Source organism: Chryseobacterium carnipullorum, from assembly GCF_003815695.1.
Taxonomy (GTDB): Bacteria; Bacteroidota; Bacteroidia; order Flavobacteriales; family Weeksellaceae; genus Chryseobacterium; species Chryseobacterium carnipullorum.
Map to the genome: position 1 here is coordinate 4,637,869 of NZ_CP033920.1, position 25,292 is coordinate 4,663,160.

16 protein-coding genes are annotated in these 25,292 nt (G+C 38.3%); 3 read left to right on the forward strand and 13 right to left on the reverse strand.

The window, feature by feature from the left end; genetic code table 11:
- Positions 1 to 61 precede the first annotated feature (61 nt).
- The gene (locus tag EG346_RS21160; protein ID WP_123881347.1) at positions 62 to 2,848 is read right to left on the reverse strand and encodes a polysaccharide lyase family 8 super-sandwich domain-containing protein; all 2,787 of its coding nucleotides are present in this window, start codon (positions 2,846 to 2,848) and stop codon (positions 62 to 64) included.
- Positions 2,849 to 3,228: 380 nt separating this feature from the next.
- Here EG346_RS21160 and EG346_RS21165 point away from each other — a divergent pair, with 380 nt between their 5' ends.
- From EG346_RS21165 to EG346_RS21175, 3 genes are all read left to right on the forward strand, one after another.
- Positions 3,229 to 6,039, forward strand: coding sequence for a TonB-dependent receptor (locus tag EG346_RS21165; RefSeq protein ID WP_123881349.1), 2,811 nt, complete (start codon positions 3,229 to 3,231; stop codon positions 6,037 to 6,039).
- A 4-nt stretch (positions 6,040 to 6,043) separates the two neighbouring features.
- On the forward strand, positions 6,044 to 7,075 hold the full coding sequence (locus EG346_RS21170) for a phytase (RefSeq protein WP_123881351.1): 1,032 nt from the start codon (positions 6,044 to 6,046) through the stop codon (positions 7,073 to 7,075).
- 492 nt (positions 7,076 to 7,567) lie between these two features.
- Positions 7,568 to 8,770, forward strand: a complete 1,203-nt coding sequence (locus tag EG346_RS21175; RefSeq protein ID WP_123878212.1) for an IS256 family transposase — start codon at positions 7,568 to 7,570, stop codon at positions 8,768 to 8,770.
- 78 nt (positions 8,771 to 8,848) lie between these two features.
- Here EG346_RS21175 and EG346_RS21180 read toward each other — a convergent pair whose 3' ends face one another.
- The 12 genes from EG346_RS21180 to EG346_RS21230 all read right to left on the reverse strand — a co-directional run bounded on the left by EG346_RS21180 (position 8,849) and on the right by EG346_RS21230 (position 25,283).
- Entirely contained in the window at positions 8,849 to 9,211 is a 363-nt protein-coding gene (locus EG346_RS21180) for a hypothetical protein (RefSeq protein ID WP_123881353.1), read from the reverse strand.
- The gene (locus EG346_RS21185) at positions 9,165 to 9,899 is read right to left on the reverse strand and encodes an integrase core domain-containing protein (protein ID WP_262511592.1); all 735 of its coding nucleotides are present in this window, start codon (positions 9,897 to 9,899) and stop codon (positions 9,165 to 9,167) included. Before EG346_RS21185 ends, EG346_RS21180 begins: the two co-directional genes overlap by 47 nt.
- 83 nt (positions 9,900 to 9,982) lie before the next feature.
- Entirely contained in the window at positions 9,983 to 10,249 is a 267-nt protein-coding gene (locus EG346_RS25210) for a transposase (protein WP_073337027.1), read from the reverse strand.
- 398 nt (positions 10,250 to 10,647) lie between these two features.
- Entirely contained in the window at positions 10,648 to 10,986 is a 339-nt protein-coding gene (locus EG346_RS21190) for a hypothetical protein (RefSeq protein WP_123881357.1), read from the reverse strand.
- Complete coding sequence (locus EG346_RS21195; RefSeq protein WP_123881360.1) at positions 10,976 to 14,566, reverse strand: DUF6443 domain-containing protein; 3,591 nt, start codon at positions 14,564 to 14,566, stop codon at positions 10,976 to 10,978. The genes EG346_RS21190 and EG346_RS21195 overlap by 11 nt, the downstream gene beginning before the upstream one ends.
- Positions 14,567 to 14,573: 7 nt before the next feature.
- On the reverse strand, positions 14,574 to 17,843 hold the full coding sequence (locus EG346_RS21200; protein ID WP_123881362.1) for a hypothetical protein: 3,270 nt from the start codon (positions 17,841 to 17,843) through the stop codon (positions 14,574 to 14,576).
- Between the two features lie 6 nt (positions 17,844 to 17,849).
- Positions 17,850 to 19,412 carry a T9SS type A sorting domain-containing protein gene (locus EG346_RS21205; protein WP_123881364.1) on the reverse strand — a complete coding sequence of 521 codons (1,563 nt, stop codon included), beginning with the start codon at positions 19,410 to 19,412 and terminating at the stop codon, positions 17,850 to 17,852.
- Positions 19,413 to 20,342: 930 nt separating this feature from the next.
- Positions 20,343 to 20,633: a hypothetical protein gene (locus EG346_RS21210; protein ID WP_123881366.1), complete on the reverse strand. Its 291-nt coding sequence runs from the start codon at positions 20,631 to 20,633 to the stop codon at positions 20,343 to 20,345.
- An 18-nt stretch (positions 20,634 to 20,651) separates the two neighbouring features.
- A complete protein-coding gene (locus EG346_RS21215) occupies positions 20,652 to 22,004 on the reverse strand; it encodes a S41 family peptidase (protein ID WP_123881368.1) in 1,353 nt (450 codons plus the stop codon).
- A gap of 15 nt (positions 22,005 to 22,019) precedes the next feature.
- Positions 22,020 to 22,760 carry a hypothetical protein gene (locus tag EG346_RS21220; protein ID WP_228426283.1) on the reverse strand — a complete coding sequence of 247 codons (741 nt, stop codon included), beginning with the start codon at positions 22,758 to 22,760 and terminating at the stop codon, positions 22,020 to 22,022.
- A 210-nt stretch (positions 22,761 to 22,970) separates the two neighbouring features.
- A complete protein-coding gene (locus EG346_RS21225) occupies positions 22,971 to 23,894 on the reverse strand; it encodes a T9SS-dependent choice-of-anchor J family protein (RefSeq protein WP_123881370.1) in 924 nt (307 codons plus the stop codon).
- Positions 23,895 to 23,969: 75 nt separating this feature from the next.
- Entirely contained in the window at positions 23,970 to 25,283 is a 1,314-nt protein-coding gene (locus EG346_RS21230; protein ID WP_123881372.1) for a beta-helix domain-containing protein, read from the reverse strand.
- Positions 25,284 to 25,292: the final 9 nt, after the last annotated feature.

Sequence of the window (25,292 nt, forward strand, 5' to 3'; positions counted from 1 at the left end):
CTACCATGGAGAATATTGTTTCAGAAATGACAACGATTATGAGCACACAATCTTAATAAGTTTACTCCTTGATGACTTTCTTACATTGCCCATCGATGCATATCATATAAACTCCCTTTTCAACATGACCTAGATTAATATCCAAAGAACCAATTCTCTTTTCGACGGCAATCCTTGAAGTCATATCATTTCCTGCGCTGTTCACTATTTTAATATTTTCGATGTTGTTCTTTTTCAGCACAATATGCACATGGTCTTTAGCCGGATTTGGATAAACGCTAAACAACTCTTTGGTTTTTATAGATTCCCGGTCCGAAATGCTCAAAAATGTTTCCGGAATAAGACTTGTCTGGATCGTAATTCCATTGATGGTATTAAAAGTTACTTCCGTTTTATTTCCTGTTATTACAGTTGTGATCGTATTTATCGGATTTTCCAGCTTCCACTTTCCTGCCAGCGTCAGTTTTACAGGATTTATCTGAGGTACACGGTAGAGACGGGAAGCTGTTCCCGTGATCTGTGAATAGGTATACGACTCATTATCATTCAAAAGCCCAAGATTAGGATTGGTAAGGCTCACTTTAAGCTTATTTCCTGCATTGCTACTCTGAGTCATTACAACAGACGGTTTATCCACAGAAACTAAGACATCTGACTGGAAAACAGATGCCGCATCAAAAATCACGTAATTATAGATTTGATCCTGTACAAATTTAACAACATGTGCCTGGCTATTCTGCTGGATAACTTCGAAATAATCTGCCAGATGATCTGCAAAATCCTGTGTTCTGGCAGTCCCTCCCTGAAGAAGAATTCCATAACGATATCTGCCCGCAGCAGGTGCTGTTCCATGATCTATATAAGCTGTTGAATAGTTTCCCTGTGTATCTGCTGTATTGGAATAGTTGCGCGATTGCTGGGTGCTTCTTTTGACCACCACCGATCCGGTGTAGGATCCGGCAGGAATAACAAAGCCATTCCCTACTGCATCGGTAGCCCATACACTGCCAGTGTTTTGTGAAAAATTTACATTTAAGCCCGTCTGAGTTGTGCCATTGATGACTGTAGCAGTAGAAACATCAGGCAGTCCGGTCTGGAAAACAGTGGTGTGTACCGGGCGTGTTCCTCCGGTGTCTTTAATATCAGAACCTAAGCTTAACACTTTATCTTTGAAGAAAAATACGGTCTTCAAGGCAGACATTCCTGTGACAGAATTGACATCCTTATAATCCATCGCAAAAACGCCATTGTCATCCAGAGAAGCGTGAGCAAGGAAATTCCTGCCATTAAATTCCCTGCCGGCTCCTGATGTAAGCTCGTTCATCGGAACAAATGCAGCAGTAACACCCGGTATATGCGTCCAGTCCCAGCCGTCATCCGTCAGTCCACCCTGCGCATTCGCGACTCCCAAACCATTGGAAAGGCGTGTTTTGGGAGAACCTGCAGATAAAATTTCCATGGCCCCGGCTGAAGTATATCTTCCAAAACGATTCTCTGATGCACTGTTTTCATAATGCCAGATATGTTTGCTGGTTCCTTTTACAGAAATCTGATAACCATTATACTTATGGACATTCAGTCCTCCGTAAGGAAATCCAAAATGTCCTTGTGTAATAGGAAAATCGGGAGTAAGTGCCGTATTGATATTGACCGCAATCTGTCCTGCCATCACAGGATTTTTAACACTTATGTTCCGGCTAAATCCTGACTGAGGCATCGTATAGATTCTTTTAAAAAACTGCCCTGCATCTGCATTAGCTACAGGATCTGCTGCATATAATAAGGCAAACGCATACCGGTAGTCTAACAGAGGGGTTGTTGAATTAGGAAATCGTCCGGCCAGCCCTCGTGGCATCTCAAAATCTGCACTGAATTTCTGATAAGCCATTAAAGCTTTTTTCAGATGAGTCTGAGAAACAGGCTTCAATTCGTAGGCAGAACCTTTAAGAATATAGTTCATGATCGCCATGGAAAAAAGGGCATCTCCTCCATAGCTGTTGGCATAAGCACCTCTGTGGTGATAAGTGGTAAAGTCGGGTTTTATAAAATCTGCCCATCCGTTTCCAATCAAAAGGGCATTATCGGTGAAATCAATAAGAAACTCCATATTTGCCAATTTATCAGGATCTGCATCTTCCTGTCCCAGGACGTAGCATAAGCGGGTTTCTATCAATGCTCTTACTACATCAGTATTAAAACCTGGGTTTGTAAAATGAAAGTTTGGATTATCCGGATCCAAAAAAGAAGTAATATTACCCAGAACGCCCATATGGTGAGAAAATTCTCCGGTCTGCCCTAATTCTTCCTTCATTAAAAGCACGCAGGCAGCGTAGGTAAAACATCGCAGACCGAAACCGGAATTATTGATATTAACCGTTTCCTGTGATGCATTTAAACTAAAATTAAAATCAGTGGTACTGTTGATTCCTTTGTCTTTTATATATTTGAAAACCTTTAAAATCAAGTCTTTCAGGGCGGTGCTGTGGTATTTTGGATTCGAAGGCTGTCCGTTGATGAGAGGACCTTTTAAATGGTAAGACATCACCAGATAGAATAAATGATTGTTGACCAAGGTTACCATCGCTCCATGATCTGTTCCATTGGTCATATTCCATACAGGTCCGGGAGAAGAAAAATTGTAATTATTCACCAAATTGGTTTCTGCCGTATTGCCAAACTGGATATAGCGGTCGTACAGTCCTTTTACGCTTGGATTTGAGTAGGTAGTGATCGTATTATCTGTGAGCCAGTTGATGTATTTGACTTTTACATTATTTACTTCATTAAGCTGCGCATTGGCTTGAGAAAAGCAAAAGAGAACTAAAGTAAATACAATAGATTTCAACATAGGTTTTAGTTTATTCACAAAGATAGGATTATTTAGCTTTAGAAAAAACCCTCAAATCAATCTATATATCACATTCCCAAGTTGGTATAAGTAATAATCCACCTGATGAAATTATATTTATAAGATAATGAGATTTTTCAATAGATACTGCTGATCTCATTTTTATTAGTAGATTTTTTTATGGTAATAGTTGGTTCCGCCATGATCTTTTCAATGCTTGAAATTTACAATGAGGGTATGATTTCTTAATAGGGTTTAGCTGAATTATGGGACTTGTGCACTCAAACTGTTAACAAATCCTTAAAACAATCATAATCTTAATTTCAGTTTGTGTTCCAAACAGACGTTTAATTTTGCTCAGATTTAATATAAGTAATAAAGTGAAGAAAATTTTTACATCCGTTTTATTCTGTGCCTCTCTATTTTTCTATGCCCAAACCGGTACTGTTTCAGGAAATATTAATGATGATACTCAATTGTCTCTTCCGGGTGCCAAGATTTCTCTTGCACCGGGAAATATCTATACGACCTCTGATGATCACGGGAATTTTGTTTTCCTGAATGTTCCTCCCGGAAATTATACGATGAAAGTGGATTATATGGGCTACGGGACACGTGAATACAATGTCACGGTGGAAGCTGAAAAAAATACGAAACAGAATATTCTGTTCACCAGAAAGGAAACTACGATTGCTGAAGTCGTTGTAAGAGGGTCTGCATTAAAAAATCAGGCAAGAGCACTGAACAAACAGAAAAACAACGCCAATATTACGAATGTAATTTCAGCTGATCAGATCGGGCGTTTTCCGGATGCCAATATCGGTGATGCATTGAAGCGTGTCCCGGGAATCACTATACAAAATGACCAGGGTGAAGCAAGGAATCTTATCATCCGTGGTCTGGCTCCCAATCTTAATTCTGTAACCTTAAACGGAGACCGGATTCCTTCTGCTGAAGGGGATAACCGGAATGTTCAGATGGATCTTATTCCATCTGATATGATTTCGACGATCGAGGTTAACAAAACACTGACTCCCGATATGGATGCCGATGCCATCGGGGGTTCGGTGAACCTGATCACCAGAGCGTCACCTAACGGACAGAGAATTTCTGCAACATTAGCCGGAGGCTATAATCCGATTCGTGAAAAGGGAAATTATACCGCCGGATTCGTCTATGGAAATCGTTTTTTAAACAAGAAACTAGGCGCTGTTTTCAGCTTTTCCTATAACAATAATAATTTTGGTTCAGACAATATAGAGCCTACCTGGAGTCTTGCTAACGATGCCGCTCAAACTGCTTACATCAGTAAAATGGGAGTTCGTTATTATAATGAACACCGGATCAGACACAGTTTTGACCTGAATATGGATTACGAATTTAATTCCAAAAACAAGATCTACGCTTCGGCAATGTACAATTTCAGAACGGATAAGGAAAACAGATTTGCTTTGGGATATAAAGTAAAACCTGTTTATAATGATGATGAAACGGCAATCACGGGCTGGAAAGGAAGCATTACGAGACAGAATAAGGGTGGAGATTCTGATAATGACAATACGCGTCTTGAAAGGCAGAAAGTGCAGAATTATGCTGTACGCGGGGAACATCTTCTGGGCTCAAAGGTCGATCTTGACTGGTCGATCAACTATGCTATGGCAAGCGAAAAGAAACCTCACGAACGTATTATAGAGTTTGAAAACGGAAAGATGAATTTCTCTTCAGATCTGAGTGATCCGGGAAGGCCAATGATCACTCCCCTTTCGGCAGATAATCTAGGGGTTTATCAACTCAGTGACCTTTCAGATTCAAACAGTTTTACCCAGGAAAAGGAATTTGGAGGAAAGATAAATGTCCGTTTTCCTTTTTCTGTGATTGAAAACCACAAAGGAAGACTCCGTACAGGAATTCGTGTACGGTTAAAGCAAAAGGAGCGAAACAATGATTATTATGCTTTTGAACCTTTAAACGATATGGGAAGTCTGCTGTCTGTTCCGACCGTTCATTTCGACGGGCACAATTTCCAGCCCGGGAATTATGTGCCGGGAACTTTCGTCAATCCTTCTTACATGGGCGGTCTGGATCTTTTTAATCCGAATTTATTTCAAGGTGAATCTAAACCGGAAGAGTTCCTTTCGAGCAATTATACGGCGAAAGAAAACATTTATGCCGGCTATATACGATGGGATCAGGATTTCAGTGATAAATTCTCGATGATCGTGGGAGCGCGTTTTGAAACAACAAAAATTGACTATACGGGAAATTATGTATTGGATGAGGAGGATCTGGCAGGAAAGATCAACCGTACCAATACGTACACTAATGTCCTTCCGAATCTATCGTTTAAATATGTTCCGGTTCAGGATCTTGTTCTTCGTGCAGCTTTTACAACAGCTTTAGCACGCCCGAATTACTATTCACTGGTTCCTTATCTTAACGTTATTTCAGCAGATGAAACCATCGCGGCAGGAAATCCTGATTTAAAGGCAACGTATGCTTATAATTTTGATTTTATGGCGGAGAAGTATTTTAAGTCTGTGGGTATTCTTTCCGGAGGTGTTTTTTATAAGAACCTGAAGGATTTTATTTATACGTATTCGAGAAGAAATTATACTTCTGATGATTTTGCCAATGATTTTGGAGGACAGTCCAACCCTATTCCTGCGGGAGCAGATAACTGGAGATTTAACCAGCAGCGTAATGGTGACAATGTAGACATTTACGGTTTTGAAGTGGCTCTTCAGAGACAGCTGGACTTTATTCCGGGAGCTTTCTGGAAAGGTCTTGGCGTCTATATTAACTATACTTATACGAAGTCAAAAGCGAAAGGGATTACGAATGAAGACGGTATAGAAAGAACGGATGTAGGACTTCCGGGCTCGGCTCCTCATATGTTCAACGGATCGCTTTCATGGGAAGACAAGCGTTTCTCAGCAAGAGTTTCTATGAATTACGCTTCTCATTATATTGATGAATTGGGTGGAAAAGCATTTGAAGACCGTTATTATGACAAACAGGTTTTCCTTGATGCCAATGCATCGTACAAGATTACCAGCCAACTGAGGATTTTTGCAGAAGCCAATAACTTAACGAATCAACCGTTACGTTATTACCAGGGAATCCAGAGCAGAACTGCCCAGGTAGAATATTACAGACCCCGGTTCACTTTAGGAGTGAAATTTGATTTTTAAAAACATGAAAAAGACACCATTTATACTGGCTGTTTCAGTTTTACCTTTTGTGGTAAGCTGCGGCACGCAATCATTAGGAAAAAAAATAACACCTTCGTTGATTACCGAAACGGTAGTCCATGACACGGATGATCCTGCGATATGGATCAATCCGGCAGATGCTTCCAAAAGCATTGTGATCGGGACTGATAAAGATTCAGACGGTGGACTTTATGCCTTTGACCTGAACGGAAAGATCATCCGCAAGGTTTCGGGATTAAAACGCCCGAACAATGTAGATCTTGAGTATGGTTTTATGCTGAACGGAAAGCCAACAGATATTGCCGCTGTTACGGAAAGGGAAACAAATACGGTCAAACTGTACAGTCTCCCTGATCTGAAAGAAGTAGGCGCTTTTACAGTGTTTGACGGTGAAACGGACCGTGGTCCTATGGGCATTTCGATGTACAAAAATCCGACAACCGGTGAAATGTATGCTGTTGTGGGACGAAAATCCGGTCCGGCAGAAGGCTATTTGTGGCAGTATCAACTGTCTGAAAAAGAGGGGAAAATAACAGGTGAAGTGGTCCGGAAATTCGGAAAATACAGCGGATTGAAAGAGATTGAAAGTATTGCTGTAGACGATGAACTTGGCTATATTTATTACTCTGATGAACAATTTGGAGTGCATCAGTATTATGCAGATCCGGCCAAAGGAAATGAGGAAATTCTTGTTTTCGGAAGGGGTGATTTTAAATCTGACGTAGAAGGCATCTCCATCTACCCTACATCTCCTCAAACTGGTTATATTCTGGTTTCGAATCAACAGAAAGATACGTTTAATGTGTATCTGAGAGAAGATCCGGCCAAAGGCAAAATTGCAGAGATCCCGGTATCTACAAGTGAGAGTGATGGTTCAGAGGTGACGAATGTCAACTTAGGACCTAAGTTTCCCAAAGGGTTATTTGTCGCCATGAGTAATGGGAAGGTTTTCCATTTTTATGACTGGAGGGTTATTGAGGAAAGGATAAAAAAGGCTCAGCAAACTGCTCAATAATTTTTCTATGGGAGCGTTTGAGGGAGGAAAAGGTTGAGATGATGGCTGAAGTGAAAAAACTCTTAGGAAATAAATAAACCACTGCAAATCAGCGGTTTATTTATTTTATTAGATATCAAAAGCAGGACGCAAAAAAACTTTTAAATATCAAATCTCTACCAATCTTGTCTTAAGATAGCTCCAAAAGAGAAACAAATTATTAAAAAAACAATTAATAAGACATTATAAATATAATTTAGCACTTTACTATCATATTTATAAATCATATAAAAATTAATTATTAGTAAAAAAACTATTATTGGAGATAACTTAAAAAAATAATCATATTGAAAGTATAAAAATAATGCTGTATAAATTACTGAAATAATTAAAATTATTGGTAGTGTCTCACTAACTGTGTAAGTTGAAAAGTTATTCTGGAAAATTTTGAGCCCTTAGAGCTCAAAAAATTTTACGGAAATAACTTTTTATTATTTTTAACATTACATAGTTATGATTGACAAAGAAGATTTATTAAACAACAAGGATTTCTACAAATCCTTTAAGAATGGGGAAGATTTAACATCCTTCTTCAAAGAACTGCACAAAAAAGCCGTGGAGCATATGTTGGATGCAGAGCTGGACAGTCATCTGGATAACGAAAAGCATGGTAAAACAACTAATGGAAATTATCGAAACGGTCATGGAACCAAAAAGATAAAATCGTCTTTTGGGGAATCCGAGATTAAGGTTCCCAGAGATAGAGAAGGTAGTTTTGAGCCCGCATTAGTTCCCAAAAGGCACAACATTATCGATGGTTTAGAAAACATCATCATCTCATTCTATGCCAAAGGAATGAGCGTATCAGACATTGAGGAACAAATCCGTGAAATGTATGATTTTGAGGTTTCTACTTCTACCATATCACGAATAACCAATGCGGTTGCAAGTGAAGCAGTAAGTTGGCAGAACCGCCCGCTTGAAGATTTGTATCTCATTGTCTGGATGGATGGGATTGTTTTCAAAGTAAGGGAAAACTCCAAAGTCATTAATAAAACAGTTTATCTGGCTGTTGGATTAAGCCGTGACGGGAGAAAGGAAGTATTGGGAATGTGGCTTGGAAAAAATGAAAGCTCAGCATTCTGGATGAGTGTTCTCACAGATTTAAAAGCCCGTGGTGTGGAGGATATTCTCATCACCGCCACCGATAATTTAAACGGATTTACCCAGACGATCCGCTCTGTCTTTCCCGAATCTCAAACCCAGATTTGTGTTGTGCATCAGATCAGAAATGCCTGCAAATATGTGGTATGGAAGGACAGAAAAGAATTCTCTGCCGATATGAAGCATATTTACACCGCTCCAACAAAACAAGCAGCTGAACAAGCACTCAATGATTTTGCAGATAAATGGGAAAGTAAATATTCTTATGCTATCCAATCCTGGAGAAACAATTGGGATGAACTTACTGTATTTTTTGATTTTCCTTTAGAGATCCGAAAAATCATTTATACAACTAATTTAATTGAAAATCTAAACGGAAAAATCCGAAAATACACCAAAAACAAAATGTCTTTTCCTACTGATGATGCCGTAATGAAATCAGTGTATCTGGCATTAAAAGAAGCTACTAAAAAATGGACGATGCCTATCCAAAATTGGGGCATTGTTCTCAATCAATTTATCCTTATTTTTGAAAAAAGGCTCAGATTATAAAATCCAAGCCTAACTTTTTAACTTACACACTTTGTGGGATAGTGTCAAATTATTTTTGTTAACCTTTTCATTTTTAACTTATTTTCGTTCATTAATTTCATTTTTAACAATATCTACCAGCCTCTTACTTAAATCATTATCAATACTCTTATGTGTTGAATTAGGAGCAAGAACATTAGTATCTATAGCTTCTAAACCCTCCAATTCTCTAGCATCAATAACTCTGTTTTCAGAAAATGCGTAAGGACTATTATGAGTATATATTTCTGCGAGCGGATCCACATTAAAGAATCTCCCGACATCCGGCATATAATTTCTCCATTTAAAACTATAAAAACCAGTTTCTTGTGAAGACTTTCCCCTTTTCAAACAGTTAATAAATATAAAATACACTCTAATACAGTAAAACTTCTTTAGCATACAGCCAAGGACTAAGTCCATTTAACGATTTATGCGGATGATTACTGTTGTAATCGATCTGCCACTCATAAGCAATTGCATTTACTTCTATTAAAGATCCGAACAGATATGCATCTAAAACATCTTCTCTGAATGTGCGGTTTAAGCGTTCAATATATGCATTTTGTGCGGGCTTCCCCGGTTGTATATATTGCAATTCAATGTCATTATCTTTACAGAAGTCCACAAAAACCTTGGATAAAAACTCAGGACCGTTGTCGGATCTTATGCGCTTGGGCTTAGTTCTGTATGTGATTAATTCTTTTAATCTTTGTACCAATCTGACACCTGGAATTGAATAAAATGCTTCATTAACCAATGACTCCCTATTATAATCATCAATGACATTCAGAACCCTAAACCTTCGTCCATTAGACAAAGCATCGCTCATGAAGTCAATTGACCATGTCTCATTGACTGCACCTGGGACAATCAGCTTCTCTTTAATCCGACACGGAATACGACGTTTGCGCTTAACTCTTAGTTTTAAATTAATATTTCGATAAACACGGAGGACTCTTTTTCTGTTCCAAAGCAGACCTTCCAAACGTATCTTACCATAATAGGTTTCAAATCCCCTTGTAGGATACCTCGCTGCCAAATCCAGTAATTTTGAGATAACGGGTTGGTCGTCTTTTTTATGCCCATAATAATACATACTGCGGCTCATGCAGACGATCTTGCAAGCCCTATGAACACTGATTCCTGTTTCGCTAATAACCCCCTCTGCCAGTTCTTTTCGTTCACAGAGCTTTAAAGCTTTTTTTCAATGATATCCTTTAAGATACGATGATCCAGGCTCAGATCTGCAAACATGCGTTTAAGACGTACGTTTTCCTCCTGTAGAGCTTTAAGCTCCTTAAGATGCTGCGCATCCATTCCTCCATACTTTTGCTTCCATTGATAGAAAGTAGGTGCAGAAATCCCATGTTCTCGACAGATGTCTTTTGTCGCTTTCCCAGATTCATATTCTTTCAGAATATTGATAATCTGATGTTCTGAAAATTTGCTCTTTTTCATAATGTTTAACAAACTAAATTTAATAATTTTAATTGGTCTGAAAAACAGGGAAGTTTACCTCCTGTGTATGATACGTAAGATCATCAGCAAGCTGTGTGGTTCCTGCAGAAGGGATCGTTTCTATAATTTTCTAATATAAAAACGTCATAGAACACAAAAAACTTCGCAATTTGCGAGGTTCTTTTATTATCTGCTACGAAGTTACAAACTTCGTAGAGCGGGTCTACGGATATTCTTTTGGAAAAAAATATCGTCTCCAAAATCCTCGACATCCAAAAACTAAAAGAGAACGACAGACAACACGTCTTCGCTCTCCTTGATGCGTTCCTTAAAAAAACTAAATTGCAAAGCATTATGTAATATAAAAGCCACTCAATGAGTGGCTTTTATGTCAATATCTAATATTTGTAAGCTTTTACTTCTCCATCTCTGTATATATAAATGCTGTCTTCGCCTTTACGCTTAACTATACTGTCGTTTTTTTTTAACATATAGTGGTATTGCTGTTGTAATCCGCTTATTGTTTTTTTATTCTTGAATATTATTGTCGTCAATTCGTGATTCATATGAACAGTAAATGTACTATCCACAATGCCTGAGAAATTCTTGTTTGAAATATTTTGACGAACTATTTCTGGCTGCTTCTGCTGATATTCTCTATAAAAGAAATATCCAACAACAACCAAACAGAAAGCTATTGCTCCGGGTATTTTAAATCCTAAATCTCTACTTACCACTTTCTCTAATTCTTTTACTTGGGTTAATATATGTTGTTCCAGCCTGTACGCTACCTCCTATAGATAATTTAGGTCTTTTGATAAAATTCAAAATGCCAGAAGAAACACTTGCTCCTCCTATAGAAACATTTCTACCATCAGCATCTTTTGCCGTTTGTCCATAGTTTCCTGAAATTGGGCCAACTCCTCCCTGAATATTCCAATAGTTACCTCCTAAATTATCCGTTGTTAAAGGGGCGTATCCGTTTTGAGTTGTATATTCATTATAAGCTCCACCAATACCTACATTCAATCCCGCAGATTTATAGAGATTTAAATAAACTGAACTGTCATAATTACCACTAAAGTATCCAAGTTCAAATCCTGCTCCTGCACCAACTGTAAGTTCTCCACCTACGCCTATAGTAAAAGGCTTGTCTAAAACTTGTACACCCCAGTTTCTGCTGGATTCTATATTGGTGAAAAATTGTCCTCTCATACTTTCAGGACCATCAGAGGTGTGATATTCAAAACTATTTGCATCTCCTGAAGACATATTTAACCAATCACCATCGCTATAAAGTGCAACTTTACCTATCGTTTCATCGCCATAAGTCACATCAAACTTACCTTCCTTTCCTAAATATTTTCCTTGTACTAAACCTTGGTCTTTCAGAGTATTAAACTGTTCCTCTGAAGTCAGTGAAGCATCATAGGTAAATGTTTTTTTATTACTGTCCCAAAACCAGTCTGTTCCTTGTCTTCCATCTGGATCAATAAAACGTATAGGATTATTATAAGCGTAATTATAAGTCGACCAACGTCTGGAAGTTTCCGCCAGCGGATCCACCACACCCCATCTTCCGATATCCGGCATATAAAATCTCGCTCCATAATCATACATTCCGGTCTCTTGCAGTTCCTTGCCATTGTACTTATAACTGTAATAGCTTCCCAACTTTGAATTACTAAGCATTCCCTGAATATGATTTAATCCAAATGGATAATAGTTATTGGTATCCGTAACTTCCAGAATGCCTTCGCTGTTTTTCGCAAAACTTACCCTGGCATTGCCAAGGTGATCTCTGTACTGGTAAATATAACGGTTTTCTGTGAAACTGTAAAATCCTTCTGAAGTAGGCACAAAATCCAGTTTCCATTCAGGGGGACCTCCGATAACAAGAACATCATTGATGTTTTTATAAGCCTGTTCTTCAAAAGCGGTCTCTGTTCTACAAGTTAAACATATACCACCTCCTTCAAAATAGCTATACTGGAAGCCATCCAGATAATCTGTACTATGAGTGGTACCAGGTGACCCTCTTCTGCCTTGCTTGATATAGTTTTTACGAAGTTTTGTTCCGTCTGCACGATACAGATACCCCAAGCTAGCATTGATGGTCTGTCCCAGGAATGGATCGGTCTGGGTGATCGTAAAAGTATTGGGCAGGTTAAGATAATTGTAAACAATATCCTGTATCCCTTTATCTTTCATCGTGGTCATATTCCCGTTCAGGTCATAATCAATCATATTGTTTCCACCTTCATATCCTGCGTCATTTAAAGAACTTTCAACAACCTGGTTCAGGCGGTTTCCTGTATAATGATAGGTAAGATTGTCGACAAGCTGTGCTGTTCCTGCAGGCGCTTTTCCGTTTCTGTGTAGCGTAGTGATATTCCCATTGAGGTCATACGTCAAGTTTTCATTAAAGAAATTATTATTGGGAGCCGTCGTGTAGGCTTCTCTGTAAATGGCATCTGTCAGTCTGTTCAGCTTATCATAGACATAATGGTATGCTTTGTAAACATCATCAGCGGTTCTCCAGTGTACTTCTGCAATATTTCCTCCATATTGGGGAACTGATGTACCAGGAATAGCGGGATCCTGGTATCTCATGGAGTATCCGAATAGTTTTCCGTTAAGGTTGTCCGGATCATTGATCCTGGTCATCCAGCCCCGAATATTGTATTGATAATCCATGCTTTGAAGCGGTGATCCAATGCTGATTCCCCCGACTTTCTTGTTTTCAAGCTGAGAAAGTTCATTGTACTTATTCTGGGCAAGAATTTCTTCAGGATTGCTGTCTACCTGGTGTTTGTGGACCAGAAGTCTGTTCTGCTGATCATAGATGAAGTTTTCGGTAATGACTCTTTCTGTATCTGTAGTCAGTCTTTTGTGTTTCGTAATGACAGTCTGTGCAACTCCCGAAAAATCCAGTTTGGATTCTGTTTTGGTATAGCCTCCCAGATGATTGATGGAATGACTGCCAATCGCTCGTCCTTTACCATCATAATAGGTGTAGTTTTTGGTCCAGTTATCGTCTTCAATATTCTTGACAAGACTCATGACTGGAAGGCCTTTAGTGCTTTTTCCATCGGCTGGAGTTGCTGTTAAAATAGGCTCTCCCTGAATGACTGATGGAAAAGAGGGATTGAAATCGTATCCGGGAACAGTGTCATAATAGTTGACGGATAATACTTTAAAATTTGCCCCTGGATAAGATCCATTTTTGGAATAAAAAACATCTATTCCACTATTATTCCAACTAGAAGTTGTTCTTGTTTCGTTAGCTGAGCCAAAACCCTCCACTGCTGCTACCTGTTGAATTGTTCCTGGAGGACTGTCCAGTATTCCTGTGTAAATAGGTCTTGAAAACTGATCATATTTGGTAAAAAGCCATTTGCCTTGTGCTCGTAAATTAGCATCTTGAGTTAAAACCAATCTGTCCTGCTTATCATATACCATATATTCCCATCCCTTACCGGGAAGTTTCTTTTCTACCAAACGGTTTCTGCCGTCATACCGATATTGATAAAACAAATTATCTAAGGTAGTTTGATCTAAAGTACTCCATGTAGAGATCAAAGGAGGAATAACATACGCCAGCTGATCATATTCATTATAAACATAATACGTATCGGCATTTTCTGTAGAACTTACTACTTTTCGGACAAGCAAAAGCTGTCCTTTCCCATTTTTAAACTCTATGGTTTTGTTGCCGTCTTCATCAGTGACGGTATTTTTATACAGTTGAGAAGGCTCGAAATACTGAGGAAGCTCTACCTGTGTTTCTGTCCTGCCATCAATCCAGGTGGTAGTGGTTTTATATTTTCTAACGTAATCTTCACCAATATTCGTTGCATAATCAAATTTTACAGGTTTACCAGCCCAGTCATTTCCTACCTGGATCTGCTGCTGGATTCTGTCAAGTGGAGAGTTTTCCAGTACTTTTTCCGCATATATTTTTTCAGAACCATAGATGTTAGGTTGGGTAGCATTAGCCAATGGAGTCGGAACAATCGCACCATTCAAGGTTCCGGATTGCGGAACAGGCAAGTAGTCTTTTACCTGTCTTCCGAATGCATCGTATTCAATATGGGTAACCACATCTCTGCCTAGAGGGGAGGCTTTTACATTGACAATTTGTTTGGGCCTTCCCAGACCATCAAAATACTGTACGGTTTCTGAAGACTTTGTGGGGTTGGTTCCGTTATAATCGAGATAGGTTTTGGAATACACATAGTTTTCTCCCTGGGTAAGCTGGGCCTTTGCTGACTGAGTGATCAGCAACAACCCGATAGGAATGATTATTTTTTTCATGTCTGTGTTAGTTTTTGTAGTTGTATTTATATTCCTTCAGGATCTTACCCGTCGGGCTGTTTTCCCTTACTTCTTTCAGTCGGTTGGCGGTATCATAAATGTAGAATTCTCTGATGCCGGATGGAGGAGTGATGCTTTTTACTCCGATTAACGGATCATAGCTGTACGTACTGATTTGATACGCTGATAATGCAGCGTTATTTCTAAATACATCTAAAGCAGAGATCAATGATTGCTCTGATGCATCAGTACCCAGCTGACCATCATTAACAGATGCATTGACAATACTATCGATGAGTGCCTGAGGAATGTCTGAAAGCTTGGCTCCTTCTATTTTAGCAATAGGTTGGGTCTGATTATATCCCCAGATGATGGTTGTCGAGATACCGTTTCTGGCGGTATACTGCTGCAGATTTCCCTTGTTGTCATATTTATCGTACGTAACTTCAGTAGACGGCGTATTGTTCTGAACCTCATAGGAAAGTACAGACAACGGAAGAACCAGAGAAGAATTATTGTTGGTGATCTCGGTAGTAGTCTTTGGATAAAGTGATTCTGTCCTTGATAGTGTTTTTGTAGTATTTCCTATGGTTTGAGTGGTAGAAGTTTCTAAAGGAATGCCAATCATATTCTTACTGATCATCAGCTGATTTGCCTTTTCCTGAGCGTACTGGTAAGAGGTTTCATTAACGGTTCCATCAGGAGAAGTATTTTTTTGTTTGTTAAGTTGATAATGAGCAGGATTATTATAAAAATACTCTGTTTCCGTTTTTAAAGGAATTCCGTTAAAATAATCAGTTATTTTCTGACTTTTTAAATAGGTAAAACGACTTATGTTTTTATAATATACCGCATCCAAATTCTCAAAATTATTCCAGGTGCCGTCATTTAAAACTGGCTCGAATATTTTACGTCGGCTGATTGCTCCCATATAAGAAGTTCTTGACGCATCTTCTATGAAATTATATTCAATCTTTTTTAAAGTTGTATTGGTATTGTCTTTATAAACGGTCATAATTTCTTTACCATTATTCCAGCCTGAATTGGTCCACGGAGCAGATATAATTGAGCTTCCCTTAATTGGATTTCCCCAATAATCTGTATTTGAATTAAAATAATGCACTGTTTTACCTTTTCCTTCTATTTGTTCTTCAACAGTGTCATAAAATATATTAGGATTAAAAGAAAACAATCTACCTATATTCGATGAAGTTATTGCCGTATAATTAAGAATAATGGGCGCTACCGATGTCAAAGCTCCTCCTACACATACAGAACCTGCGGTTCTGTTTTCTTTGAATAAAGGCTCTCGTGTTTGATGAATAGAATATTCTCCGCTATCATTTACATAATTATATTTTCTTGTAATGGGAAGCCCGTCAGTTGAAGCATCAACAGTTGAGGAAATTCTATATCCTCCCAATAATACATCCTGCATAACCGTCTCATCATCTTTATTATAATAGGTTATGGAAGCATAAGAATCTGCACAAGCAAATAATGAGGTTAAAACGACTTTAACAGTTTGATTCTTTTCAACATTTACAAAAACTTTTTTACTTGTGTTTACAGATGCTTCAGTTGAGGTTCCAAGAGGAAAATAAGTATTGTATAGTGGGCTATATTCTGATAAAGTTAGAAAATTCCCAGCCTGATCTACTACTTCTACACTTGCTTTTTGCTTTCCTGTTTGTAAAGTAGGGCTGTTTTTACAAGTACCATATGAATACAAATAACTTGATAATCCAATTTGAACAAGTCCGGTTTTTTGTGGAGTTATAATCGTTTCTTTTTTTGATTCATAAGTACCAAGAGGATTAAAAACTGAAATTCCTATATTCGCCTTAGTCGCAGGAACCAGGACATTATCTTTCTTTTTATGATTCTCATAATTTAATAGTGTATTTCCGCCTGTAGGGTAAGTTATGTTTTTCAACAGCCCATAGTATCCAACACCAGGCTCAATACTTTGATCGGCGCCATTATATTGTGGAGCAGAAGTATTACCACTATTAAAAATCTGAGGAACAAGATTACTGTTGCTTTTACCATTATAATACCCCCACATATCTCTGGAAAAGCTTAGCCTTGCTGGAAAGTTTTCAGGATTATAATATGCAAATTTATGAGAAGATTGAGTTTTATTATTACGGATCTCCGTCAGAAATAATCTTAAAGAATTTGTAGCGAGATAATTAAAAGTAAAATCTTCTGTAACCAAATCATTGTGATACTTTTTAATGCCGGTAAGCTTTGAATAGTCTTTGTTCTGAGTAGAATAGGTGAAAATAATTGAATTATTATCAGAATCATAGATCTTTTTGATTTGTTTACCTGATACTTCCTGTTCTGAATCCGCAATGAGACCTATATTATCCTGTGGCAATATATAATTTATCAAAGGACAGGAATTTCCTCCATTGGGTCCTGATCCAATATCTCCATATTTTTGTTGTGGTCCCGTTGTGTAGGACATACTTTGAGATTGTGAAAGAGTATTGGTATAGCTTACATCCTGATATTCAAGGGTGAGCGTTTGCCCTCCGGTTGTAACAACTGAGGTAAGATACCATGATTGCGGATATTGTGAAGGAGGTTGATGTCCTCCTACATTCAAAGTTCTGTTAAGAATATGTTCTACAGCATTAAAATTATACCGTACTCCGTTGTCCAGAATAATGGAAAATAAATTCCCACCATCATTCCTCTTTATTTTGTAGTCCTTCTGGTCAATCATAAAGATATTTCCGGTTTTGCTGATCAGAAATTTCACATGGTTTCCAGCGAAATTAGCAGTGTATAAGTCTGGCTCAGAATCAAAATTATCTACTTCACAAAATTTCAGATATTCTGTCATTTGTGCGGACGAATTTTCTAACAGAGGAACATCACCACTGTTATAGTTGCTCTCTTCATCAGGTTTATCTCTGATTGTTCTTGTAATTACTCCGCCTGAAATAAAAGTCCAGCCTAATCCAACTGCCCCATTCATCTCATCTACATTAATACCATTTGAAGAGTAATTTAAAGAAATAGGAACACTTGTTCCACTTACTGATAATTCTGTAATGGGAATATTGATATTCGGAGCTCCCGTAAACAATCCAATGGGAATATTTCCATATTGACTGAATTTAAATGACTCAGGAGTTGTTGGTGAAATTTTAGGAATGTGTTTTCCGGCATCATTTGTATTTGTAGTATAATCCTGATTATTACTTTGACTATACCATAAGGCTGAAAGGATAATTCCAGCCAATGTTAAAGTTTTTTTCATTCGTGTTTATTTTTTAATCAATTTAGCATTCGCAGTTTTATTCGTATCCGTTTTTATCGTCACCAGATAAGCCCCCTGAATCAGATTCTGGGTATTAATTTTGGTCACCTTGTTTTTGGTTTTTACCGTCTGAAGCTGTCTTCCGCCCATATCATACAATACAATATCAGCTTCTTTAAAATCAAAGCCAATTTCTACATAAGCGTAATCCGATACCGGATTCGGATAGATCTTGATGTTTTGTTTCTCGATTAACTGATCGATTTGTTTGTCGCCAAGCTTCACAATTTTCCAGTTTTCTTTTCCCAATTCTTCTGCACTGGTTCCTGCCAGAATGATGGAACCGTCCCGGTTGAGTTTTAAGTCTGACAGTCTCTCCTCTTTCTGTCTCTTATCTCCTGTCACATGTTTTCTCCACTGCTCATTTCCGTCCTGATTCAGATACAACATCCAGAACGTTTCGTCATCTGTTTCAATCCTTCCTTCTGCCTGTGTATAACCTCCTAAGAGGATTCCTTTTGAAGATTTGTCATCTGCCGAATGAAGTACGCTCATTCCCATCAGGATGTCTCTGTTTTTGAAATTGAAAGACTTCTGCCAGATCTCTTCACCTCTTTCGTTTAAAGAAATAAGCCATAGATCCGTTCCTTCTTCAATTCCGACGGTTTTATTGCCTGATCTTTCAGATCTGGATTCTCCACCGATCAAAAATCCCGTTGAAGTCAAAGCCAATGTTCTGATATGATCATCACCCTTTCCTCCAAAGTTCTTTTCCCATTCTACTTTTCCATCTTTTGAAAGTTTTATGACCCAATAATCTCCTTCGCCAAAGTTTTCCGTTTTCTTGGAACCTCCAATGTTGCTTCTTGAATAGATTCCCAGCAAAGCACCTCCATCTTTCGTAGGAATCATTTTTTCTACTTCATCCAATCCTTTTCCCCCTAAAATAGATTGAGATAACTCTTTTCCATTCTTATCAAGTTTTACAATCAAAACATCCTTTGAACCATAATCGATGGTTCCCTGAGGTTCTCGAAGGGAACTCTGTCTATTTCCAGCCACAAAAAATCCTAAATCTGTAGTCTGAATGACTGATCTTGCTTCTTCATCAGATGTTGACCCCAGTGTTTTTTGCCAAAGTTCGTCTCCGAATTCATTTAATCTGATTAACCAAATGTCTGATCCACCTTTTGATTCTTCTTTTTTATCAAGACCTTTTCCGGAATACGAAGTACCTGAAACTAAAAAACCTCCGTCCTGCGTAGCAACCGATGCTGATAAATAATCATGATTAGCTCCGGAGAAATATTTCTCCCAAACCTGTTCGCCTTGCTGATTGAGTTTAATGAAGTGAAAATCATACCCATTATTTTGTTTATTGCCTCCAGCCTGAAGCTTATCGCTTTGAATACTGCTTCCCGAAATAAGATATTGCTGATCAATAGTTGTGGTAATCTGGCTTAGAAAGTCCTGAGTAGAGGATTTGATATCTTTCTGCCATAATATTTCCTGACCAGAAAGCCCCAGGACAGTGCATAGAATACATGCACCAAAGTAGAATTTCTTCATTCGTTTGTGTATTTTGAGTTTATGTTAGTTTTAATAAAAGTTGCGCAAATTTAACAATTTTCAACACTCCTTCAATATCTCTTCAATGAGATTTAACCTTATTTTTGTCACTTGCCCGTGTGTTTTTATGTACTGTTAAGTATTACTATAACAAAGATATAATCGGTAGACGACAAATCAGGTCGTATTATTTTTTTAAAGTTTAGTTGATTTTAAAAGGTCAATATAATATTTATTTTCATCCTGGAATCATAAACAAAAAACGTACTTCAAAGAGATTTTTGCAAAGAATTATTTTCATTAAAAAATTCAATAATTCACGTAATTAAGAACTTTTAGGATGGAACAGGTTTAAATTCAAAAGCATAAACACGATTGGAAATTGACCATCAATATCCGATTAAGGGCATAGCAAATTCTTTCCCTTAAAAAAAGGGAAATTGTTGCAGAATATTGAACCGATATAATGGATCAATGGCAAAACCTAAGGAGTAGATAATTTTTTTTTAAAGCAGAGAAAATGAGTATCCTATATAAAAGTAAGTAAAGGTGAAATCAATTTCATTGATTCTGATGAAGGAAATGGATACAGATCATCCAACTTTAAAATATCACGCAGATGGTGAAGATAATAAAAATTTTTACTTTTGGTCAGCTGCCTGATCCGTATTATCTGCGAGAGGAGAAATTCAAACCATTAAGATTCTGTTAAGTTTTTAAGAATAGTAAATATTTAGTTCCGCTTTAAGACACAATCATTTGATTTTTTCTTAACGAACCTTACCTCCTCATTTATTTTAATGTTTAAAAAAAGTATGACACGAGAATTTGTTCCATCAGCTGGATCTGTTTGAGCAAATAATGATCAACGCTCTTTTGTGACGAACAATATATTTTCCACAAATATCTAAGATTTTATGGATACCCGTACTATTTCTGTCTCGTTTTTCTTCTGAGCTCCCGTACCCGCAAAGTCAGCTGTTTACGCAGATCGTTATGGTATTGCCGGTAATTTTTAATGCTTTTTTCCAGCTGCTTCTTATTGGCCAGATAATCTTCATATAACTTGCCTAATTCCGAGATTCTCGAAATCATATCAGAAGGCTGAATATCAGAATCTACGGCGTTCTTTTTCAACAGAACTCGGTAATAGTCCATCCGGTCTGTAAGGCTGCTGTGAAATTTAGGTTCTATTCCCTGCATGGTTTTTGGTTTACGCATTAAAGTTTAAAAAGAAAATCACTTTCCGATGGCGGCAAAAGGCGTATCGCTCTGAAATAAAACCTTTACGCCGGGTTCCCAAGCATTTGTACCTGCTGATTTAGAATAAATGCTATTGAGGGCTGATGAAATAAGGGATTCTTCTGAATCTCCTAACGGAAGCAATGGCAGTTTTGTATATTCACTGGCTGCAATCTGTGGAGAGATTCCATTGCTGTAGGCTCCTTCCCCATTGGCATTAAAAACTTTATAAATAACGGGATGAAGCTGCCATGAGATCTTTTTGGGTTTTCTTTTATCTTCCACAAGAAATCCGGCCATATCTTTACCAAGCGTCACCTCTCCTACCTGAACGACCTGCAGATAAGGTTTAAGGTTATTGATCACGATTTCTGACGCAGATGCTGTACTGCTGGAAGTGAGAACATATACTTTATTCAGACCCAGGGCATTAGTCCGAAGAACACTGAAATCAAGGGCGTTAGAATCATAACTGATCTGTTGCGCAAAGGTACGTTTTACTTCGCCTCCGTTTTTATTTCCTTTGTACACGATGAAGGGTGAAGAGACTGTAATACCAGCAGGGATCAATGAACAGAGCGCCGCAGCTGATGATACGGAACCACCATAATTATAGCGGAGATCCAGAATCAGGTCCTGTACTCCGGTCGCTTTAAATTCAGCAAATTTTTGCCTAAGAGCAGGCGTCATTCCATCCGGAAAATCATAGATATAGAGATAGCCAGTTTTTTTACCGTTTTTTTCAAATATTTTGGATTCCAAAGGCTGTTCAAAAGAATACCCATAATACACCATAATGTTCTTTTCATCCGCAACAGATCCATTTTTCCAGTTTCCTACCGTAAGTTCGATGACCGTCTGATCTTTAATCGATGACGTTAATGCTTCTGCATTAGCTGCCGTAATAGCTTTGCCATTAATCTTTGTAATCATCATTCCTCTCTGCAAACCGGAATTGAAAGCAGGAGAATTCTTCATCACAAGCTTCACGGTCGTGACAACATCTCCATTAGCCAATTGGATCACGGCATAATCGAAGCCATACCTATTGCGGACAGAACGCGGATAGGAAGAAGGATCCTGAGTATCTAAAGCAAATGAAAAACGGTCCTGAGAAGACAGCAGACTTTTAAAAAAATCTTTCACCGGAAGATGGTAATCCGGTTTCGCAGGCATCTGATCTGCCCAGTAATAGTACCGCCTCATACTGTCCTGTACCCAAAGATTGACAGACTCTGTACTTCCTTCCGGAAAAACCGGACCGCCCTCATCATCATTAGGATTACATGATCCAATACAGAGGGAAATTGCAAAGAGCAGCAGTAACTGAAAATTAAAATATCTTTTCATAGACGCTGACTTGTATTACAGATAATCCGCTACATCGATCTCTCCTTTCACTGTGAGTGCTCCATTTTCCATTTTTTCCTGAAGAACAATCAGATTAGCTCCTATATCCTGTTTTATTTTTACTTTGATGACTTCAGATCCGGTATAAGGAGTGGAAGTGCCTGATTTATATAATTCAAGGTAAACCGGGGCTGTATTACTGAAATAGTTATATATTTTAACCTCCGTAAAGCTTCTCTTTCCGATATTTCCGAATTCGGCAAGTACTACTCCATTTTCTCTTTTCAGAACTCCTTTCACACCGGATAGTTTGGACCCGGAATACTCACCAAGATTCGGGAAAATAAATTCAAATCCCACTTTCCCCAGATTGACCTGTGGTTTTACTGCAGAAGCCTGAAGAAAGATCCCCGGAAGATTAAAAAAATTAAGGGTTTTGTAGTCATTGATATTGTCGTAGGTTATATTATAATGGGCTACCTCAGCACCCGTTTCATTATTATAGATCGCCAGCCTGTCTGTTTCTCCCTCATCAAGAACAAAATTAAGCTGGGTTTCTATTGTATTGGTATAAGAAGTATTTCCGTTGATGGATACCGGAGTTCCGTTAAGTCTCAGCTGGATAATGTCCGGCTTTGAATATCCTTTAATGGTAACTTCGGCAGGTTTCTGTGATTTGTCAAATGGCTGCATAATGCTGCTGTCTGCACAGGAAACCAATAGGATACAAGATAAAAGGGCAATGAACTTATTCATTTCTATTATTTTAAATTAAAAAATCTAACTTAGAAATATTGTCCCGCCCTTGGATAACGGGACAATAGAATAATTATAATAAAACTAAGTTGGATATGTTGATGATCAAAAATTCTCTGCGGGGAAGCTTCAAATCAGCTTTGATCAATTAAATTTTTCATGGTTAATTCCTGCAGAATCTTCTGTAGGTAGTTGAATCGTGACTTCTGATTATTTTTTAATAAACTTCAGTCTTTCCGTTATTTTTCCGTCAGAAACTTCTGCGATATACATTCCAGCCTCCAATGAAGCGACATTCACAGATCTATTGTAAGACACTGAAAGCACTTTCTGTCCGTTCATATTATAAATATTCACCTCCGTCTTATTTTCATTACAACCTGGATTCAGTTGAAGCTGAAGGAATTCATTCACGGGGTTTTCTGTTATCTTAGTTAGGTTTTCTTTCTTCTTCACATCCTTTGTTCCCAAAAATGTTGAAGCATAAATCGCCATTTCATCAATGTTAATATTCTGCAGATTGTTTCCGGTCGATTTTCGGTTAGACCACAGTCCGATATATATTTTTTTACCGGCAAAAGCAGAAATATCAATAAGATTTTCTTTAAACTGAGTCAGATCGTTCGGGAAAGGATTGCTAAGCGTTCCGGCAATAATTCGGTAGGGACTTGCAACATCATTTCCATTTCCGTCTACGGTCATTGCCTGAAAATCTGCCAATGTAGGAACGGGCTTCTGAGGAGTGCTTACATAAATAAACAAATCACGTCCGAAATTAAGGTGTGTGGTTCTCTGTCTTCCGATATAGGCTGCCAGACTGATGGTTCCGGATGCTCCTTCCAGACTGATCTGTGGAGAAATGATCCAGTCGTTTTCCGTACCAAAACTTGGAGCATTACCCGTGGGAACTAAACTTACTGAATAACGGAGAGTCCCTGAAGTACCATACGTAAGTGCGGTACCGTTGAAGTAGATATTTTGTCCCTGTACCCATCCGTTTCCGTTGTTGTTAAGGTCATAAGTTGTCCAACCCTGAAGATCAGCGGGCGTATCAAAAGAATTGCTCCATACCTGAAACTGCGCTGCTGCAGCCTGTGATACCAATACAATAGATAATAAAAATAGTTTTTTCATAATACAGATTATTAGAGATTTAGAAAAAATAAAAAGCAGGGAAAGACATGGGAAGCTTCCCCTGCATTTTAGGTATTATTCCTGAATAGAGAAGTCATATTTCGTCCATGCTCCCTGGAAGTTTCCACCATTTCTAGGAGAAACGTTCCATGGTCCTTCGTTGAAGAACGGCTGGCTCATCCCCCAGGATGAAGCGGTAGTTCCTGTCAATAGGCTGGCGGCAGGAATTCCTGATGTACCTGTACCTGTAACAGAAGTTGCAAATCCGTGTACCTGAATTGAGCTCAGGTTAGACGCTGAAGTAAGTTCAGAACCTGTTCCTTCCACTTTGATTCCAACAGGATATCCTGTCACTACGGCATTATTCAAAGTTAATTTCCCGTTTCTTCTGATGTGAATACCGTTTTCATAAAAAGATCCGGAAGGAGTTGATGAGGTATACAACACATTTGTACGTGATCCTATAATGGTCAGATTGTTGATGACAGGATTGGTGATCAGCGGTGTAGCAGTACCTGTTGCATTATTATCCAGCTCAATACCGTTGGTATCAGAAACACCACCACTTAAACTGTGTGTAGAGTTGGTATCTGCTAAAGCAAGTGCATTGGTAATGGTTCCTGTGTATCCGTTATCAAAGTCAAAGTTATCATCATCCGCGGCAAAAGAAACCAGGTTAGAAGCATTTACTGTACCTCCGAAAAATTCGAAAGAATCATCTTTACCATAAGAAACCTGGATGTGGTCTACAGTAGTCCCGTTTCCAACTCCTCCTAAAGTAAGACCGTTGATCTCGTTTCCTGAGTTTGGTGCTAAAAGATCAAATCCTGCAAATTCAATACGAACATATTTCAATGTCCCTCCGTTGTGAGCTGCATTGGAACCTCCGTAATAAAAATCAGAACCTGTTAATCCTTCAATCGTCTTTGTATCAGGCGTGTTGGCAGGTGCATCACCTAAAATAATCACACCACCGAAATCTCCGGGAGCAGCCGTTGTATTTTCATCTCCATCTAACAGTTTATAACTTGTAAAAATAATGGGCTGAGATTCTGTACCGGTAGCATTGATTTTACCTGTTTTAGAGATAACTAAAACTCCTGTAGCCGTATTGGATGCGTTTGGTTTTGCTTTAATGAAAGTTCCAGGCTGAATAGTTAATGTAGCCCCGTTCTTCACCGTTACAATACCGTTAAGTTCTACAACACCACTCCATGTTGTATTTGAAGTGATATCACCGCTTACCGTAGTTACAGGAAGAGAAGAAGCTGTAATATACTCGGCAGAAGCAGGCTTCATTTCAAACGGAGTAGAAGAATCTGCAAGGCTATCGTTTTGACAAGCAGTAAGAGATAATGCTGCAACAGCAATTAAAGTTAGTTTTTTCATTGTTATAAT

Bases quoted from the DNA above. Each gene is read 5' to 3' on its own strand.
- EG346_RS21170 (WP_123881351.1), top strand. From the start codon at position 6,044: ATGAAAAAGACACCATTTATACTGGCTGTTTCAGTTTTACCTTTTGTG.
- EG346_RS21210 (WP_123881366.1), bottom strand. From the start codon at position 20,633: ATGCGTAAACCAAAAACCATGCAGGGAATAGAACCTAAATTTCACAGC.
- EG346_RS21205 (WP_123881364.1), bottom strand. From the start codon at position 19,412: ATGAAGAAATTCTACTTTGGTGCATGTATTCTATGCACTGTCCTGGGG.
- EG346_RS21225 (WP_123881370.1), bottom strand. From the start codon at position 23,894: ATGAAAAAACTATTTTTATTATCTATTGTATTGGTATCACAGGCTGCA.
- EG346_RS21175 (WP_123878212.1), top strand. From the start codon at position 7,568: ATGATTGACAAAGAAGATTTATTAAACAACAAGGATTTCTACAAATCC.
- EG346_RS21220 (WP_228426283.1), bottom strand. From the start codon at position 22,760: ATGAATAAGTTCATTGCCCTTTTATCTTGTATCCTATTGGTTTCCTGT.
- EG346_RS21195 (WP_123881360.1), bottom strand. From the start codon at position 14,566: ATGAAAAAAATAATCATTCCTATCGGGTTGTTGCTGATCACTCAGTCA.
- EG346_RS21230 (WP_123881372.1), bottom strand. From the start codon at position 25,283: ATGAAAAAACTAACTTTAATTGCTGTTGCAGCATTATCTCTTACTGCT.
- EG346_RS21215 (WP_123881368.1), bottom strand. From the start codon at position 22,004: ATGAAAAGATATTTTAATTTTCAGTTACTGCTGCTCTTTGCAATTTCC.
- EG346_RS21200 (WP_123881362.1), bottom strand. From the start codon at position 17,843: ATGAAAAAAACTTTAACATTGGCTGGAATTATCCTTTCAGCCTTATGG.
- EG346_RS21180 (WP_123881353.1), bottom strand. From the start codon at position 9,211: ATGGACTTAGTCCTTGGCTGTATGCTAAAGAAGTTTTACTGTATTAGA.
- EG346_RS21185 (WP_262511592.1), bottom strand. From the start codon at position 9,899: ATGAGCCGCAGTATGTATTATTATGGGCATAAAAAAGACGACCAACCC.
- EG346_RS21160 (WP_123881347.1), bottom strand. From the start codon at position 2,848: ATGTTGAAATCTATTGTATTTACTTTAGTTCTCTTTTGCTTTTCTCAA.
- EG346_RS25210 (WP_073337027.1), bottom strand. From the start codon at position 10,249: ATGAAAAAGAGCAAATTTTCAGAACATCAGATTATCAATATTCTGAAA.